Here is a 19844-nt window from a genome sequence, read left to right as displayed (position 1 = left end):
TAGACTGAAAACGGCATAGCTCGACTTGCAAAAGTAGTTCGAGGTCGTTGTGCGTTTTGTTGGGATTTTGGTGCCGGTTGGCGCGCTTTTTTTGTTTTCAGGGCCAGCCTTTGCGCAGGCGCAGCCGGACGCGGTTGTGCGCGAGGCCGAGCGGCTGCAAGAACGCGAATTGGAGCGTCAGAGAGCGCGCGAGCAGGATTTACTTGAGCGGCAACAAACGGCGCCCTCTGGACAAGCAATTATTCAGCCGGGCGTTGCGACTGACGACAACGAACAGTGCATCGCCGTTACCCAAGTCAACATCGTCGGCATGACGATTTACGATGAGGCGCAATTGTCCAGCGAACTGGCCAAGCTGGTCAGCGATTGCACCAGCCTTGGCACGATCAACGAAGCTCTCCGCGTCATAACCAACACCTATATCGAGGATGGTTACATCACCTCGCGCGCAGTGGTCGGCCCGCAAGACCTGAATGATGGCGTGCTCGACATAACCGTGGTTGAGGGCACGCTTGATGGCATTGGCGATGCAGAGGCCAATGGATATGGCGATGCTGCTTTGGACGCGGCCTTCCCAAGCCGCAAAAACGCCTTGCTCAACCTGCGTGATCTTGAGCAAGGCGTTGACCAGCTCGCGCGGCTGCCTTCTTACGAGGCAAAGATCGACATCGAACCGGGAAACTTGCCCGGCACAAGCGCTGTCAAAGTAGCACGACAAGCGGTCGCGCCGATCCTTCGTCCATCCGTATCTGCGAATAACGACGGTTCAATCGCAACAGGCAGAATACAGGGCAATATCGGCCTTGATGCCGACAACATTCTTGGAGTTGCCGACTTCTGGTCTTTGTATGTGACCCGATCTGTTGAGGATGATCGTAACCGGGGGAGCAAGGGGTTCGGTGGCTTTGTATCAGTGCCCTATGGCTATTGGACGCTCAGCGCCAATGCCGGACGGTTCGAATACGAAAGCGTGCTTGATGCTAACGGCCAAAGCTTTGTGAGCGATGGCGATAGCTGGAACGCATCCGCCACCCTCGACCGCTTAGTCTACCGTGACGCTGACACAAAAGCGTCCATTTCTGCAACGCTGGCCGTCACCGACACTGAAAACCGCATTCAGGGCATTCGCCTGTCAACCAGCTCATTTCGCTTGGCAACTGGGTCAGTCGATGCGCGCCTACAACAGCGCCTCAAACGCGGCCTGCTGACTGCGGGTGCGGGGATCACGCGCGGGCTCGATGTTCTGGGTGCCAATGCCGCAGATACTGGACCTAGCGGACCGGGGCTGACGTTTACCGTGCTCGACGCCTCGCTCGGCTATCGCCAGCCGTTTCAAATCGGCAATCTGCGAGTTGGCTATTCGGCTTTCGCACGCGGGCAAACGGCGTTGGACGCCGTGTTCTCTGCAAACCGTTTCAACCTGGGCGGCAGCTCAACCGTGCGCGGCTTTCGCGATGACGGATTGAGCGGGCGCAGCGGCATCACCGTGCGTCAGCAAGCCGAAGTGCCTGTGATTACTACCTTTGCTGACAACGCTGACTGGGAGGGACGTTTGTCGACTTATGTCGGCTACGACGCGGGCGGCATATTCAACCGCGGCGAAGACAGTTTTGAGCGCGGCTTCCTCCACTCTGCGACCCTGGGCCTGCGCTATGCGAGCCGCTGGGTCAGCTTGGAGTTTTCTGCATCGCGACCGCTGAGCGCACCTGCCTTTGTCGAGCGGAAAGACGTCGAACTCGCGTTCTCGGCGCGGCTTGGAATTTGAACAGGGCCACAAACCAATGAAGTTTCTCAAAACAACAACTGCCATGGGGCTTGTGCTTGGATTGGGCGCTAGTCTCAGCGCGCAGTCAACAAATGACCCAATTGCGGTTCCGCCCGTGGCCCCTGCTGATGACTCCACTACTCTGGATGTCACTCCAACTGGCACACCTATTGTCAACATCGCGACCCCCGATGATAACGGCACATCCTACAACCGTTTTGACCGATTTAATGTCAATCGTGAAGGGTTGATTCTCAACAACAGCAAACAGATTGGCACTACTGCGCTCGGTGGCCAACTGCTTGCCAACCCCAATCTGCGCAACAGCGACAATGCATCGCTCATTCTGAGCGAGGTGGTGAGCTCGAGCCGTTCCGACCTGTTTGGGCCGATCGAGATTTTTGGACCGACCGCCGCATTTGTTTTGGCAAATGAAGCAGGCATCACGTGCAATGGCTGTGGCTTTATCAATATCAATCGTGTCTCTCTTTCTACGGGTCGAATTACCTTTGATGAGAACGGATCGTTTGCGGGATTTGTGACGTCTCGCGGCGACGTGCTTATCGAAGGTGACGGTTTGCTGGCCGGAAATGTTGACTTTTTCGATATTGTTACTGCGTCAAGCAGCCTCAACGCCGATTTGTTCGCTCAAGATCTCGTGATCGCGGCAGGGAATGGCGAATTTGACTATGATGCTCGCACCGCATCCGGCAACGGCACTGGCCAGCCCCGAGTAGTGATCGATTCCAGCCTGCTGGGCGGCATGTTTGCTAACCGTATTCGCCTGATCGGCACCGGTGATGGTGTAGGGATCAATCTTCGTGGCACGCTGACAGCTCTGGAAGGCCCGCTTGAGATCACTGCTGATGGAACGATCGCTGTGCGCAATGCGGTTAGTGCTGGTGACGTGGAATTAAGGTCGACAGACGGCAACATCACGATTGATGAGCGCCTCTATGGCGCAGGTAATCTAACGCTGAATGCCGGGGACAATATTGCCCAACGCGGCGGTTTTGTTGGTGCTGGCGGCAACATTGCGCTTGTTTCTGGCGGCAATACTGATCTGGCAGCTCAAGGGCTTTACGCAGGCCTCAACCCATCAGGTCAGCTCGATGGAACAAGCGCGCTGAATATCTCCGCTGGCGGGGCGCTTACGGTCAATGCGACTCGGATTCTCGCAACGGGTGCCGCCGTAGTCGACGCAGGCGAAATTGATTTTGGTCAGAATGCCATATTGTCTGCCAACACGTTGGCGCTGAGCGCGGATGGCGACTTGGCGATCAGTGGCCAGTTGCAATCGCAGAGTGATCTGACGCTGACAGGCAATCAAATCACCCTTGCGGGCGCAGTCACCGGCAATGGCAATCTCGCGATTTCCGGCGATACCATCGCCCTTACCGGCGATGCGATCGGACTCGAATCTATCTCGATTAGCGCAGGCACATCTCTTGATATTGCTGACGGCGCATCGGCTCAGACAAACGGCATTCTGAATGGCAGTGCAGATAGTATTGCCAATGCGGGCACTCTGCTCGGTGTTGGAGAGGTAGCCCTTACGACCACAGGTCAGCTGAGCAATGCCGGAGCTGTGCTTTCGGGTAGCGATATTGTGCTTGATGCGGCAGCGGCGCTGTCTTCTGACGGTGTTATCAGCGCAAATGGCGCGATTGCGCTCGAAACCGATGGCACGGCCAATCTTGGCGGCGCTGTTGCAGCCGTTGGCAATGTCGATCTTATGGCCGCTGATGTGGCTCTTTCAGGTCAGATTTCGACCAGTGGCGATTTGTCGATGCAGAGCGCGACCGGCATTGTTAGTCAGGCTGACTCGGTGCAAGTGGCCGATGGCAATTTCGATCTCGCGGCCACAAATATTGCACTTGCAGGTGTCACTTCGGTTGGCGGCGAGGCGACGCTAACCGCGAGCGAGAACCTCTCGGTGGTAGGCGAATTGCAGGCCAACGGCACAATTGGCCTAGGCAGCACGCAAACCGACATTGCAGGCTTTATCGCCACGAATGATGCCCTCGTGATTACGGCGCAGGACTTCGTGGATATTTCGGGCACGCTAAGCGGCCGCAATGTTGAAATCGGTGCGGACAGCATCGCCAACAGCGGGGGTGTTTTCGCTGTCGAAAACCTCGTGCTGAACGCATCGGCACTCGCTCTTGCTGAAAGCAGCGAGCTGCAAAGCGGCGGGGCGCTGTCCATCGCTACCGATAACGACCTCACACTGTCCGGCAATATCCTCTCGATTGGGGATGCAACCCTCCAGACAGCTGGCAATCTTGCTCAGAACGCGGACATCGCGTTTGGCGCTTCAGGATCGCTGACTGCCGCCGGCACGCTATCCAACTATGGAACAATCTCGGCCAACGGCGCAGTTACGCTTGCCGCCGATCAAGTGACCGTAGGCGGCACTGTACAGAGCAATGACGGGATTGATTTCGCCGCCCGCTCGCTGCTTGTAAATGGCACCGTGAGTGCGCTTGGCCCAATCACCAGCAATGACCTTGATCGACTGGCAATCAATGAAAATGCCGCGCTTTTGTCTGCCCAGGCGATCACGCTTGATATCGATCAGTTCGACAATGCTGGTCTTCTTTTTGCCGGAGAGGCGCTGTCACTGGCGATCAATGGCGATTTTCAGAACCTTGGCCAGATTACCTCGGACGGGGCTCTCGATCTGACGGTCCTGGGCGCGTTTGGTGGTAACGGCGCGTTGCAAGCTGGCGGTGCTTTGTCCCTGCAAGCTGAAATGGCATCTCTCGCTGGCGATCTGATTGCGGACGGCGCACTGACGATCACTGTAGATACAGCGCTCGATAATACCGGCAGCATTTTGGCGGGTGGACGAGTCGCAATCGCTGCCACTGATTTGACAAACAGCGGAGTGATTGCCTCGAATGACAGTCTTTCGCTGGTTGCGGGCGATAGCGCAGTGTTGGACGGCGTTGTCACCGCCCTTGGCGCTGTGTCGGTGGATGCAGAGAATGCCGAGCTTTCCGGTTTGCTCGCCACCAACAGCACGCTCGATATCAGCGCCGACACCCTCACTGTTAGCGGCGATCTTAACGCTGGCCAGTCGATCTCGCTTAATACCGTTTCAGCGATCACTATTGATGGCACTGTTGAAAGTGCTGGCTCGATTGTGGTCGATACAGCGTTGCTAGACACAAGTAGCGACAGCCGTCTTATTGCCAATGGCGACATCGCGGTATCAGCTAATGGCACGGCCAATCTGGACGGCCTTTTCAATGCGAATACGCTGCGCCTTACTGTTGGTGAACTCAATAACGCGGCGATCCTTCAAAGCGTTGAAGATCTCACTATCACGGCCACTGGCGGTGTCCGGAACTCCGGCAGTGTTATCGGCGGCACGGGCATTTCCATGAGCGCCGACACGCTGGAATTTGCGGCATCGAGTGATGTGCAAAGCGGCGGCCTATTCGCACTGAGCACAACTGGTTCCGCAAGCCTTTCCGGTTCGCTTGTGTCCGTTGATGTTGCCACTTTGGACGTCGGCAACGATTTGCTGACCGATGCCACGATTACGCTGGGCGCAGCGGGCTCTATTTCCGCGCAGGGTCTTCTGGTTCAAGATGGTCAGCTCCTGGCCGATGGTGCCGTTCTGCTCACCGCCAATGCCCTAACTGGCGCAGGCGCGATCACCAGCAATGCTGACCTTCTGGTTGATGCGGCTGCTGGCGGCATCGACTACTCAGGCTCTCTAGCTGCGCAAGGCGACATTACACTTGCGTCGGCGGGCAACCTAACCCTTGCCGGATCAGTTGAGAGCAACGCTCACCTTGCCCTGTTGGCGGACACTATCGGCATAAGCGGCAATGTGCTGGGCATAGCGGGCGTTAGTGCCTCACATGGATCTGCCCTGGCTATCGGCAGCAACGCGGGCCTCACCAGCGGATCGAGCCTGTCACTGGACCTGAGCTCTCTCGTCAATGACGGGACTATCTTTGCCGTGGGTGACGCGGTGATCAGCACCGCCAGTGATTTTGTCACCAATGGCGCGATTGCCAGTTCGGACAGTCTGACCCTGGCATCAGGCGCAGACTTTACCAGCCCCGGCATCCTGCAAAGCGACGGAAATCTGAGCGTCGCTGCGGGGCAAACGCTCTCGCTTGCAGGGCAGCAGTCGGTTGGCGGCGATCTTGCACTTGAAGCAGCCGCAATCAGCCTGGCAGGGCTCGTTCAAAGTGCTGGCGCGCTGGACGTAGCAGCGCTCGATACGATTACGGTCACAGGCACTGCTCAGCTGAGCAGCGACGGCGATGTGTCCTTGCTGAGCTCGGGCACACTCAGCAATGCAGGTGTCGTATCAAGCCAACTGGGCATCAGTCTGGAAAGTGGCGGTGCTTTGGTTAGCACAGGTACGGTCCAGAGCGGCGGCCCACAGCACTGGCACGGCGGCTCAGTCCTGATCGATGGGACAAGCGTCAGCCTCTCGGGCCTCACTGTCACCGCGCTCAATGAGGTTGTGATTGATGGCAGCGTTTCGGTGGTCGATGCGGTTGATGTCTCTGCAGGAGCGATTGCGCTTGGCGCCACTGCGCAATTGGTCACGAATGCGGCACTGACAGCAGACAGCGCCGCGTCTTTCGACAATCTCGGCACCATTTACGCGGATGGGGCAATCGCGCTTTCGGCTGTCAATTTGAGCAATGCTGGCGAACTCGTTTCTGCCGACGCAATTAGCATTACGACGACCGAAGACATCTCGGTTCCTGGCACTATCGAGACGGCTCGGGCGCTCGATGCCACAGCCAGAAATCTGTCCGTTGCAGGCAGCGTTTTGGGAATGGGCGGCGTGTCGCTGGCCGTCACGGATCTCAGCACTGGCGCATCAGGCGAATTGCTGAGCGGCGGCGCCACCACGATTGATGCAGCAGGTTCAGTTGCGCTTGGCTCGCGCGTGATATCGGTGGGTGAACTGACCCTCAATGCTATCGGCGATGCAGCGATCAGCGGTGCCCTGACGGCAGGTGATACTTTGTCAGTAGACGCTGGCGGGCTGATTGACGTCACCGGCAATATCGAAGCCACGGGCGACCTTGCGCTCACGGCTGGCGAAATCGCAATTGCGGCAGATGTTGTCTCCAATGGCATGGCGCAGATTAGCGCAACAGCGGGCGACATTGACCTTTCCGGCAATCTCTTTGCGGTTGGCAACGTAGATGCGGTGGCGGCGAGTAATCTGCTGCTTTCTGGTACGCTCCAGTCTGACAACGCGATTGGCATCACAGCCGACAGCGCATCGCTTGATGGGGGTGTGGCTGCGCTTGACACGATTGCAATATCGGTTGCCGGTGGCCTTGCTGGCGGCGTAGCGGGAGAAATCCTGAGCAATGCAAACATCACCATTGATGCGGGTGCCATTGATCTGGCTGGCCTCATTCAAACCAACGCTGCGATCGCTCTCACAAGCTCGGACGACAGTAGCCTCAGCGGTAGGGTTCTCGCGGGCGAAGACCTGACCATCACCGGACAGAATCTATCGCTCTCGGGCGGTATTCAGTCGGACTTAACTCTGACCGTTGAAGCGCGGCAAGACCTCACGATCGCGGGCTCAGGCGAGCTGCTCTCAGGCGGCGCGCAAACCCTTTTCGCCATGGGCGACATCACCATTGACGGCCTGGCTGGCAGCAACGGTGACTTGCTGATCAGCAGCGACAACCTGCTGTCTGTTGGCGGAAGTATCGAGGGCGCTGGCCGCACGGAATTGAACGCCGCGCAGATCGGCATTGCTGGTTCGGTTGCGGCCAATGGCTTGCTAAACGTGACTACACCCGGCGCGCTCGATGTAGCCGGGCGTCTGACCGGCCTTTCAGAAGGTGTCATCTCGGCAGGGTCAGTCAATGTTGAGACGCTGGCGGGCGCAGATCCGGCCACATTGGCCACGATTGGCGAGCTCACAGTCACTTCTGCATCTGACATAACCAATACGGGCGTTATCAGCAGCGACAACGCCCTCAATTTGAGCTTTGTTGGCGCGCTCAATAACACTGGCACTCTCGCATCGGGTGACGATTTTTCTATCAGCACAGCAGGTGACCTGGCTCTCACAGGCAACGTCTTTTCGGGCGGCGCGATCAATCTCGATGCGCGCGACATTTCTATTGCGGGAATTCTAGTTGGCCAGGCCGGCTTCGATGCGACCGGACGGGCGATCACGATCACCGATAGCGGCAGTGTACAAAGCGGTATTGCGCTCACCCTGACGGCGAGCGACGTCTTGCAGATCGATGGCGGCGTGCTCGCATTGGGCGACACAACGCTATCGGGCATTAGCGGGATTAACCTAGCGGGCACCGGCTCAATCGTGAGCGGCGATACTCTCGATTTGTCGAGCGATGGCGCGATTGTTGCGGCGGCGGATACTGGATTGGAGGCGCTCAGCGCCATCACGATTGCTGCGGCATCTGGCAATTTGGCTGGAGAGACACTGTCGGGCGGAACGATTAATTTTACACTGACTGATGATCTCTCACTGGCAGGTGTGGTTTCTGCCGCTGGTAATATCGATGCACAGTTCCGCGATATTACCCAGTCAGGCCAGTTGATTTCTGGTGGCTCGGCGAGCCTTACGGGTCGCAATGTGCAGGCTGACGGGCTGATCTTTTCAGACCTGACGCAAATCTTTGATACGTCGGGCGACTTCACCCTCGGCTCTGCGTCAACGCTGAGCGCGAATGGCGCGATCACTGTAACGGCAGCCAATCAGAATGTGCTCGGACGGATTGAAAGCAATGCCGATGTCACGCTTGATGCGGACACTGACCTTACCCTTGGTGGCAGTGTGTCGGCGGCTGGTGGATTGAGCGCCGTTGCTGGTAGCGCTCTCGATATTGGCGGCGACCTCACAGCCTTGCAGGCGGTTACCCTTACTGGCGGAGCGACGACTATCTCCGGCGGCATCCGCACCGCAGATGCGTTGTCGCTGACCGCTGATAATCTCAATCTCACTGGCCTGCTGTCATCGCAAGACGCGCTGCTCCTCAACGTCAGTGTGCTTGATGCTGCGGACACCAGCGAAATGCTGTCAGCTACCTCCATCACGTTGGACAGCGCAGGTGCCGCTTCCCTTGGCGGGTTGATCGCATCAGCCGGTGCGATTTCGGTCGCGGCGCTCGGCAATCTTGATCTCGACGGAACCATTGAGACCAACGCCGCGCTGTCGCTTGCCGGGACTGATATCACGCAATCCGCTCTAGGTAGCCTTTTTGCGGGCGGCACAACCCGGATAGATGGCAATGGTAGCGTTGATCTGGCTGGTATTATTTCATCCGCTGGAGCGGTGGATATACTTGGGCTGGGAGTAACGCTCAGCGGCAGCGTGCTCAGCGACAATGCGATGGTGATCGACAGCGGCGCAGCGCTCACCATTGGCGGAACAGTTGCGACCAATCGCTCGATCACTTTGCGCCGTGCCGGTGACTTTGTCCAAACCGCTGGTGGGCTTGTCAGCGCAGGTGAAACTCTAAGCCTTAACTCTGGCGGTAATCTCACCATTGGCGGCGTGCTGGAGGCGAATGGCGCGCTTGATCTGGCTGGTGCAAACGGTCTCATCACCGGCACCGTCCGAAGCGCGAATGATGTTACGATCAATGTCGGTAACCTCGCACTTGATGGCGCAGTTTCGGGCCGTACGGTCGAGATGGATGCAGCGACGGGCACCATTGCTCTTAATGCTACCGGGGCGATCAGCAGCGCTCTTGATACAAGGCTATCGGCACGTGATGACATTACTGTGGATGGCTCGATCCTGGCTGGCAATGATGCTGGTTTCGGCATCGGTCTGATCGCCAGCAATGGCTCAATCACGCTCGGCACACCGGCCCGAGTTGCGACCACGGGCACCCTCTCGGCGGATGCAGCGATCGACTTCATCAATCTCGGCAATGGCGTTAATGGTTCAGGCAACGCCTTGGGCATCGAGTCGCTTGGCGATGTCGCCATCACAACCGCGAGCGGCGGGATCACCAGCGGTCAGATCCTGACCGATGGACGCGTTGACCTGAGCGCAGCTGGCTCGGTCTCAATCACCGGGGAAGTGAATGCTAGCGGCGCAGTCACGGCAAATGCGGCCAGCGGGCTCGTTCAGATTGATGCGAGTAGCGCCCTGCGCAGTGAGCTCTCGGGTGTCACCGTCAGGGCGGCTGGCGATCTGACAAATGCAGGCACCATTGCCGCGACGAACACGGTTTCACTCACCAGCGGCCAAACACTGAGCAATATCGGGACCATCTTTGCAGCGGGGGGACAGCTCGGCCTTTCAGGCGCGCAACTGGATCTAAATGGCGCAGTGTACGCGCAAGGCACGACCGGTCTGAACCTTGAGAGTGACGTGATCACTATCGGCGGCCAAGTCGTTAGCGATGGCTTTATTGCGCTCAACCGTGCGGGAGCCAACCTTGCCATCAGTAGCGGTGGGCTGTTGCAGTCAGATGGGGCGCTCGATCTCGATATCCAGAGTTTTCACATAGCGGGAACTCTGCGCTCAATCGGCAATGCCGATATCAATGTAGCCACGGGTGTGGTTGCTGCAACTGGCGCACTCGAAGTCGGCGGCGGCTTAAACTTGGTCACGACTGGTTCGCTCGATCTTGTGGGTGATGTTGTCGCAGCCGATGCCATCGACATTACAACCAATAGCTTCAGCCAAGCAGGTGCACTGGCCTCGATCAATGGCGGTGTGGCGATTGCCTCTGCGTCAGGGGGCGCGGTCGCGGGGACAATCGAAAGCGCTGGGGCTCTGGCGATTTCGGGCGGCTCTTTCATCTTTGACAATAGCAGCGTTGTGAGAACGCTGGGCGCGCTGACCCTTACCGCCAATACAGGCGCGGTGCAGTCCATCACTTCAAACGGCACAATTCAATCGGCCGGCGATGCGACTATCACCGCGCGCGACGGCGTGACCATCGACGGCGCGTTGCAAAGCAATGCGAACATCGATGTGCAAAGCGCCAATGGCTTGGTGGCTATCTCTGGCAGCGCCTTGGCTGGTGACAATGTTCTTATTGCCGGGCGCGCCATCACCGCGACAGGTGATGTTCTTGCCAATGGCGATGTCTCGCTCTCGGCCAGCAATGGCAATATCACCATTGGCGGCTCCGTAGACGCAGGGTCCGATGGCACAGGTGCGCTTTCTGTTTCGGCAGCCAATGGCGCGATCACGGTTGTGAATAGCGGCAGTCTTTATGCTGCTGACAACGCGGTTCTCGCAGCGCAAAATGTCAACATCGCAGGCGATCTGGCGAGCCGGGCTACAGTCGATATCAACGCCAGCAGCGGCTCGATCGATATTAGCGGCAATGTCGTTGGTTTGACCGCGGTTGATCTGTCTACGGGCACCGCGGCGGGTCAAACCATCGTGGTTGGTGGCCGTGTCGATGGCGGAGATATCAGCGCGTCATCTACCAGCCTGAATGTCGATGGCGGGGTATTGCGCGCGCTAGGCGATATCACACTTAGCGCAGCCACAAATGCAGCTATCAATGGCGCCGTCATTGCCGATGGTGGCATCGCCTTTAATAGCGGTCTCGCAGCGAACGCAGACCTGACGCTGGGCAGTGCCGGGTCGCTGCAAGCCCTCGGCGGTGACGTGACGCTCAATCGCGTTTCCAACCTGTCGGTCGATGGCTTGATTTCCGCAAGTGATGCGGTGACCGCAGATTATGCGAGCTCCCTGATTGTCGGCGCTACCGGACGAATCGAAGCGATCAGCGCTGCACTTGGTGAGGGCAATGTCACGCTCAGTTACACAGGCGCTGCGGGCAATACCGGCCTCACCACCACCATCAATGGTGAAGTCGTGGCCAGCAACAATATCGACCTTTCGGGCGGCGCGACTACGATCGGCGGGCTGATTTTTGCTGAGGGCGATCTGATGATTGCAACCCAGTCATACCAGCTGGGTACGATCGATTTTAGCAATGCGGGCTCGTTCGGTTTGCCTGTTCCAGACGTAACTGGAACACCCATCAGTCTGACGATTGAAGATACCGGCTTCGTGGCAGCTGGCGGCGACGTATCCCTCAATGTGCTAGGCGGATTTATTGTCGAGAGCTCGGCGGGCAATCGCGGATATCTATACGCTGGCGGGGATGCTAGCATTACAGCTTTCAATCAGTATGTTGCGGGCGATGTGTTCGCCGCGGGCACACTGACCATCAACAACGGTGCTCAGTTCACCACGCCAGATGCGGGCCTCCTCGCCTTTGCATTGTCCGGCAGCGTCCAAGCAGGCGGCGCGATTGCCATAACCTCTACCACAGGAGCTAACAGCAATAGCACTGCTCTGATCAGCGAAACTGGTCTGCTTGTGTCCGACACCAGCATCGCTATCGCCGCGACAGACATCACCGCGCAAGGCACTGTCGCAGCGGGCGACCTTATTGCTCTCGATGCAGGCCGTGATCTCATTGTCGGCGGGCTGATCCAATCGGGTCGGCGCGTTGCGGCCAATGCTGGAAACTCCATCACTATCTTGAGCAGCGGACAGATTGAGACACTGGGCAATGCTCAGGCTATTTCGCTGGACCGCAATCAGGGTGCGACGGCGAATATCGACCTGCAAACCATTGGCTCACTGAGCAATGACGGAACCATCTTCTCAACCGGGTCGGTTGTCCTAAGAAGCGCAAACTCCACCATAACAAACCGGGCCAGCGGAAGTATCACTGCCGCCGGTACTGTAATCACTCAGGCTGACCAGTTCGGCCTTGTGAATGATGGCAATGTATCTGCGGGGTCGCTGGGCATTTTCCAGGCCGTAGACCTCAATAACACTGGCGCATTTGTGGCCAACGGTAGCTTGCTGATCGATGCGCCCAACATCACCAATAGCGGCCTTATCGGTGCGGGCTTCGATCTCACGCTCAATACCACTGGCGATGTGATCAATACAGGCACTTTGTTTGCCGGTGACGATCTGTCGGTGGATGCTGGCGGGCTGATCCACAATGACGAAGGCCTGATCCTGTCTGCTTTCGGGAATATCACGCTGAGCGCGATAGAGCTGCTCAATGACAGCGCCCGCATCGAGGCGCTGGCTGGCGACGTTGCGATTAACAGTGGCAATGTCACCAACCGGATTAAAAATCTGGTGATCACACCTGATGGCTCTGGCAATGACTCAGTTACTCAAAGCTCTGGAGCCTCGCAAATCATCGCGGCGCGTGATGTAACAATCAATGGCGGCGCAACTGGCGCGGTCACGAATAGCAATAGCTCAATTCTCGCTGGCCGGAACATTGCGATTACCACCGGCACGCTGAACAATGTAGCTAGCACGCTTACACAAACGATGTTGCGCGATATCATTGAGGACGTCGAGGTGGCGTACGTCGAAGACGCATTCATATCATGCGCCGAAGTCGCTCAATATCCTGGATACGTACCGGGTTCTTGCTTCAACGCACCTCTGCCAGCAATACAAACTCGCTACCGTCTCATTGAGCGACAAGTAACCGGTCAGGAAACTGTGACCGAAGAGGTTCCGCTACCCACCATCATTCAGGCGGGTGGTACAGTCACCATCACGGCCAATGAACTGGGCAATGGCACAGTTGTTCAAGGCACAACGGTTGCTGGCGGAGGCGATACCTCGCCTGATACGTCCGTACCTGCTGTGAGCGCGCAGGGGAACCGCCCTGACTTTACTGGCCAAACTAACCCGCTTGTGAGCGGTGAGGCAGCGGCAATCGCTGGCAATGGTGCGGGCGCGGTGACAGCGCTTGGCAACATGGCACCGACAATTGGCGGCGCGCTGGGTGGCGGGGCAGTTGGATCAACCGAAACCAATGGCCAGGGTGCTCAGGCGTTCACAGGGGGCACCAACGCTGTTGCTGCTGGCGGGAGCGCGACTGGCAACACCGTGGCGGAAGCTGCCTTGGTCAATATCGCCAATGTCAGCGGCATCGGGAATGTGGGTCCAGATGCGGTATCGCTCGCGACCAGCGGCGCAAATCAGATCCCGCTAGGTGTGACGACTACCGCTCCCGAGAGCATTGGTGACCGATCTGCAACTGGCGGTCTTGCCGGACAGGCTGACGTTTCGGGCACATCAATGGCGCTTATTGCCAATGATGCTCTGGGCGCTACCGCAGGAGTTAGCGGTACAATTCAGGGCGCAGCAGAAAGCAACAATCCGGTTGCGGTGTTGATTACAGCTGCCACCCCTCAGGCAGGTGCGGTGGACATTCTGTCAGCGGATATGGCGGACCTGTCTCAAACCGGGGTAATGACTCTCGGTCAGATCGACGCTGGCATGCTTGCTACCGGCCAGTCGGCGTCTGAAGCGATGGTGCTCGACGGGTTTGGCGGCATTGCAATCAATTCCATTCTTGGCGTCGATGGATTGGCAGGCGATTTTCTTCTCGGCTTCCTGGGCCAGTTCGATCTTGTGGACGACAATGGCGGCTTCGGCTTCGCCAATGGGAACGGCCTGTTCACTTTCAATGATGCGCCGGACGCGGATGTGCTGTTCACCACCAACCGAGGCTTCGGCGATCTTGCAGGCCTATTCGACAGCGATTTCTTCTTCGACCAACTGAACATCGACCGCGAAACCAATTTCGTAAGGCTTGGTGATGGTTTCTTTGAAACGCAGTTGATCAGTCAACAAGTACAGGAAGCAACCAATCAGGCGCAGCTTCCACAATATGGCAGCGCTCTGGAACAGGCCGAAGCGCTAATGCAGTCGGCAGTAGATCAGCAGGCCGCGCTTGGCCTTGAGCTGGGCATTGCACTTACCAACGATCAACTTGAGAACCTGACATCCAGCCTGGTCTGGTGGGTGAATGTTGACCTCAACGGCCGCGATGTTCTTGTACCAGTGCTGTATCTCGCTGCCAGCGATCAGAAATCGCTTGAAAACGGCCATCTCATTGCCGGCACTAATGTGGTTGCCAATATTGCTGGCGACATTCGCAATACCGGACAAATCTCGGCGCGTAATGTCGTCAGCCTCACAGCAGGCAATGACATCGTTAATTCAGAAGGCGGCCTCATTCGCGGGGGCACCGTCATCGCCAGTGCTGCTCGAGATATTATCAATAACGGTGCGTCTTCTATCGCAGGTGGGGACATTCTGCTGTCCGCTGGCCGCGACATTTCGATCGTGCCGGTTACTGAGACGACCAGCGACAGTTCTTACACAAGCCTGAGTAAGCGCCGTTTTGAGAGCAGCACTAGCAGCCAAACCACTGTCACTGGTGGATCAGTCGTCGCAGAAAACAATCTGCTGCTGAATGCCCAACGCGACATTAATGTGGTTTCTGCAACCGTTGGTGCTGGCGGTGATGCTGTGCTTCAGGCGGGTCGTAATGTCGATATTACCGGCACGAACGAAAGCAGCAGCTCAAGCGAAGCATGGAACCTAGACCGCAAGAAGCTGTTCGGCAATCGGCGCAACAATGGTGAGATCACCACGGAAACGACGCAATTTGTCGGCTCAACAGTGGCCGTTGGCGGAGATCTGTCGATCTCGGCTGGTGATCAGCTGAGCGTAACCGGCTCGCAAATTGCGGCCATTGGCAATTTGGCCATTGATGCAGGCGGCGACGTGACACTGGAGGCCGCTCAATCGACCAGCAGTAGCGACTTGCGCACACATATCCGCAAGACAAAAACACGCTCCAGCGAAACCACCGTTACCAATCAGCTTGCCGAATTGAGCGCTGGCGGCAATCTGGTCGTCACTACACCTGGCGACGTCGATATCGTCGGCGCTAATCTGGCGGCTGGGGGCATTGCGGCTATTGGTGCCAATAATGTGAACATCACTGGTGTCATTGATGTGGCAACACAGGACAGCACGGTTCGCAAGAAGAAGTCCGGCTTCCTCTCGTCCAAGAAGACCACGACGACCACCAACATCATCGACGAAACGGCCATCGCGTCCACCCTTGAAGGCAATCAAGTTGTCGTCAACGCGGGCGGTGATATCAACGTGCGCGGTAGCAACATCGTTGCGACCAATGATGTCGATCTGTCCGCTCTAGGCGCGATCGATATCGGAACGCTGGCGACGGTGGATGTGACCAATCAGAGCGTCAAGGTGAAGAAGTCTGGTCTGTCAATCAGCGGCAGCGGCCTGTTCTTGGGAGTATCGAAAAATCGCAATACCTCAGAAAACACCGCGACAACCAACCTCGGTTCGTTGATCGGTTCAGCCACTGGCGATGTTACAATCAGTGCGGGTGAAGCACTATCCATCGTCGGCAGTCAGGTTGCGGCACCTGGATCAGTCGCGCTGCTTGGCGAAAGCGTCGAGATCACCAACGCTACCGACGTCTCAATCGGACGAACAGAGAGCAAGTCTTCCTCTTTTGGGGTGACGGCTTCTGCCAACATTCCGGTTCTCACTGGGGTTCAAGCGATCGCGGACTCTGCGCAAGCAATAGCCACCAGTGAAAGCGACCGGACCAAAGCAGTCGCAGGTCTTACTGGCGGATTGGCAGCGGCGAACACCGTTGATGCCGCCAAAGATGTGCTCGCTGGCGGGAAAATCGCTCCGAACATTTCCGTCTCAGTTGGCTTCTCCAAGTCGAAGAGCGAAACGAACACTGTTGATGAAACCGTCATCGGCTCGCAGATCAGCGGCGGGGATGTTGCGATCATCGCGACTGGTGAAGGCGCGAACGGCACGATTAACGTGACCGGCTCGACAATTGAAGCAGGCCGCGATCTGACGCTTGCGGCGCAGGGTCCGATTACGATTGCGGCTGCGCAAGAAATAGACACGCTGCAATCGAAGAACAGCAGCAGCGGCGTCAGCGTCGGCGTGACCTTCAGCCCGCAAGGGATCACCCCCAATGCCTCGCTCAATCTTGGCAAGGGCAACAGCTCTGGCAGTGATGTCACTAATATTGAGAGCATTGTCGGCGCTGGCGAGACGGTCACTATCGCGACGCCAGATGCGCTGGAGATCACCGGTTCCCAAGTAAGCGGCAAACGTGTAGAGATTGATGCGGGTTCGCTCGCCATTGAAAGCCTGCAAGACAGCTCTGATTTCCAGGCGCGGCAGAGCAATATTGGCGTTACAGTCTCCGCCGACTTTGGCAACACTGGCTCGGCAGAGGGCGGTAGCGGCCGGCAATCCCAAGGCATTGGCGGTTCTGTTTCGGTTGGCCGGACCCGGGAAGATGGTTCCTTTGCCTCTGTCGCTGAGCAGGCCGGGATTACCGCCGGGACAAGTGGCTTTGATATCAATGTAACGGGTAACACCGATCTGGTAGGCGGGGTTATTGCCTCCACTGCGGATCCGGCTGATAATCAGCTGACCACGGGCACTCTGACCGCTAGCGATATTGAGAACAGCGAGAGCTATGATGCCTCGTCATTGAACCTGTCTGGCTCGCTTGCTGGCCTTGGCGGCGGCGATAACAGCCGTGGCTCTGCTGGCCGGAATGACAATCAAGAAGCCGATGCGAGCCGTTCTGGCGGCAGCACGGGCGGGATTGCTCTGGGTAATGGCGGCACTCTGTCTGCGGGCGCACCATCCGCGCTGAGCGCCTCTGGCTCGCAATCAGGGTCCACGCAAAGCGCGATTGCAGCGGGCGGGATTACGATCACCGGCGGCGATGATGACAGCGCAGCGCTCGCCCAGACGATCAGCCGGGATACACAGGGCGCAAATGACGGCGCATTGGTGCAGCAGTTTGACGCTGCACGGCGCGAGGAGATCGCGCAGGGCTTTGCCGTAACGCGCGAGCTGATTGAGCAGACCAGCACCTTCTTCGCCAATCGTGCGAGTGATGAGGCGGACCTGCGCGCAGAAGCGGACGCTGCAGAAGCGGCGGGCGACACCGATCGGGCCAACAAGCTGCGCAGCGATGCAGATGCGATCAACGACACGTTCGGTGCAGGCTCCCCTGCGCGGATCGCGGCCACCGCCATTAACGGCGCAGCAGGCGGCAATGTCGCTGGCGGCCTGACCGATCTGGCCCGCTCCGCTGCGGTCAATGTGATACAGTCGCTGGCGGTGAGTGAGGTGAAGGACATCGCCGACAGCTTGCTGACCAGAACGCGCAATGAAGATGGTACAGTCACGGTCTCGGCCAATGAGACGAGCGAGACCGTGCGCGCTGTTCTACAAGGGATTGTCGCATGCGGCGGCGCTCAAGCAGGTGGTCAGGGCGATTGCGGTAGTGCCGCTCTGGGCGCATCGGCCAGCGTGGTCGTCAATGCGCTGATTAACAGCGCGCTGGACGCAGACAGCATCACTTACGATCCCGGCACGGTCAAGCTGGATGAGAATGGCCGGATTATCGATGATGCGACGCTGTCCGACCAGCAAGCCCGCGTAGACCTGGTCGCGACCATCATTGGCGGTATCGCCGCCGCCGCCGGCCTCGACGCCGCCGCCGCCACTCAGGCCGCGCAGATCGAAACCGAGAATAATGAGATCACGCTGCCTAATGGTACGGTCTTAAGAGTTGGTTCTTCTGAAGGATTGACGCCTGAAGAGGTGGAAGCGGAATGGCAGAATTATTTTGCTACTGATAATGGCGCCTTGTTGCTTGAGGTTTTTGGTAGTGAACGGTTGGTTCGTGTTTGTGCCGCCGATGATGGTAGCAATGCCGCCTGCCAAGAGGCGCAGGCAAGGCTTGGCGAATATATTGGCAATTTGACGGAGCGGGCTGAACAAATCGGGTTGGATCAATCTGTAATCGACTCAATTCAAAGTGGAAATCTTGATGCGATTGTTTCTGCCACAAACGAAATTGAATTTCGCGAGCGTGATGGGCAGTTGCTTGAAAACTTGGCTGCATCCGATAATCCTGAAGAGCAGCGTATTGGTGAGTTGCTGGCCAATACTACGCCTGAAGTGCGCCGTGCGATCTATGCTGATATTGATGAGGCAAGTGAAGGCAATCTGCTAACCGACGCATTGGGCAGTGCGTTTAATGTGCTGGTGGGCAGCGAAGGCGCGGTTCGCATCGCCATCGCGGTGGAAGAAGCCAAGCAGGCGGGCGTGGAAGGTTTGCAAGGAATCCGCGATTCCGCAGCGCAAGACGCCGAAACAGAGCGCGCAGCACTCGATGAACAGGAAGAAGCCTGGAGAGCCGCAGGCGTACCTGAGTTTATAATCGAAGCGCGTCGCTTTGCCGCTCTGGTCGAGATAGCCTCTGACGAGTCCTTCCTCGTGGCGGGTGCTGATACGCTTCAGGCATTGGGCACAGCGCTTGATGATCCGGGGGCAGCGACGTTGAACGTCCTTGGCTCAATTGCACAGGGTTTGGATGCGGTTTTCCTTGAGACGCGGACCCCGCTGGAAATCGCTAGTGATGTGTATGGCGCTGGGTCAGCTGAACTTGCTGCCTTTGCCGCGCTTCCAAGCGATGAGCAGGCCAGGGTGCTTGGCGAGATTAAAGGACGGGCAACCTTTGAAGCAGCGGCTGCTATTACAACCGGCGGCACTGCACTCACCGCCCGTGCAGCAATCCGTGCCGCTACGCGAAGCCCGGATGTTGACACACCCAACACACCCGATACGTCAAACACACCTAACAACAATGCCGATACGGCTGATGGTGATCCTGGCCCGGCTTCATCAGCGGCAAATCAACAACGCCTCAATGATCAGTTGACGGGTCAAGAAGCAGCGGATTTGACGAGGGCACAAGATAGCATCAGTGATATCCGCGCATCTGTGCCACTGAGGGATCCAGATCAGAAAGGCAATGTCGCGGTAGCGGACGTCAATATCGAAGGAATTGGGAGCACACGTTTTGCGGCGCATAGTCAAGTCAACGATGCTGGGAACGGTCTCGTCGGAAGAGGAAGCGGAAATTTTGACGCTGACATAATTCCAGGGGCCAATGGTTTCCCAATCAACCGCAGTACCGATGCGGAATTCAAGATCCTTGATAACATTGCGGATCAATTGGGTGATAACACCAATGCCAGTGGCAGTATAAACCTGTTCACAGAGCTTCCCCCATGTACCAGTTGTTTGAAGGTTATAGAGCAATTTAGAAAGCGCTATCCCAATATTACGGTGAATGTAAAAAGGGTGGGTAGACAAGAACCCAGTTCTTCCTCACCGACAGGAGAATAA

Annotated in this window: 2 protein-coding genes; both read left to right on the top strand. The window is 57.4% G+C overall.

Features of this window, described 5'->3' with window-relative positions:
• Positions 1-91 precede the first annotated feature (91 nt).
• On the top strand, positions 92-1765 hold the full coding sequence (locus AC0V6V_RS05460; RefSeq protein ID WP_486164421.1) for a ShlB/FhaC/HecB family hemolysin secretion/activation protein: 1674 nt from the start codon (positions 92-94) through the stop codon (positions 1763-1765).
• A gap of 115 nt (positions 1766-1880) precedes the next feature.
• The gene (locus AC0V6V_RS05455) at positions 1881-19844 is read left to right on the top strand and encodes a two-partner secretion domain-containing protein (RefSeq protein WP_486166238.1); all 17964 of its coding nucleotides are present in this window, start codon (positions 1881-1883) and stop codon (positions 19842-19844) included.

Source organism: Erythrobacter sp. S249, assembly GCF_057364975.1.
Note: the sequence above shows the minus strand (reverse complement) of the source record. Positions and strands in the feature narration are given on the sequence as shown.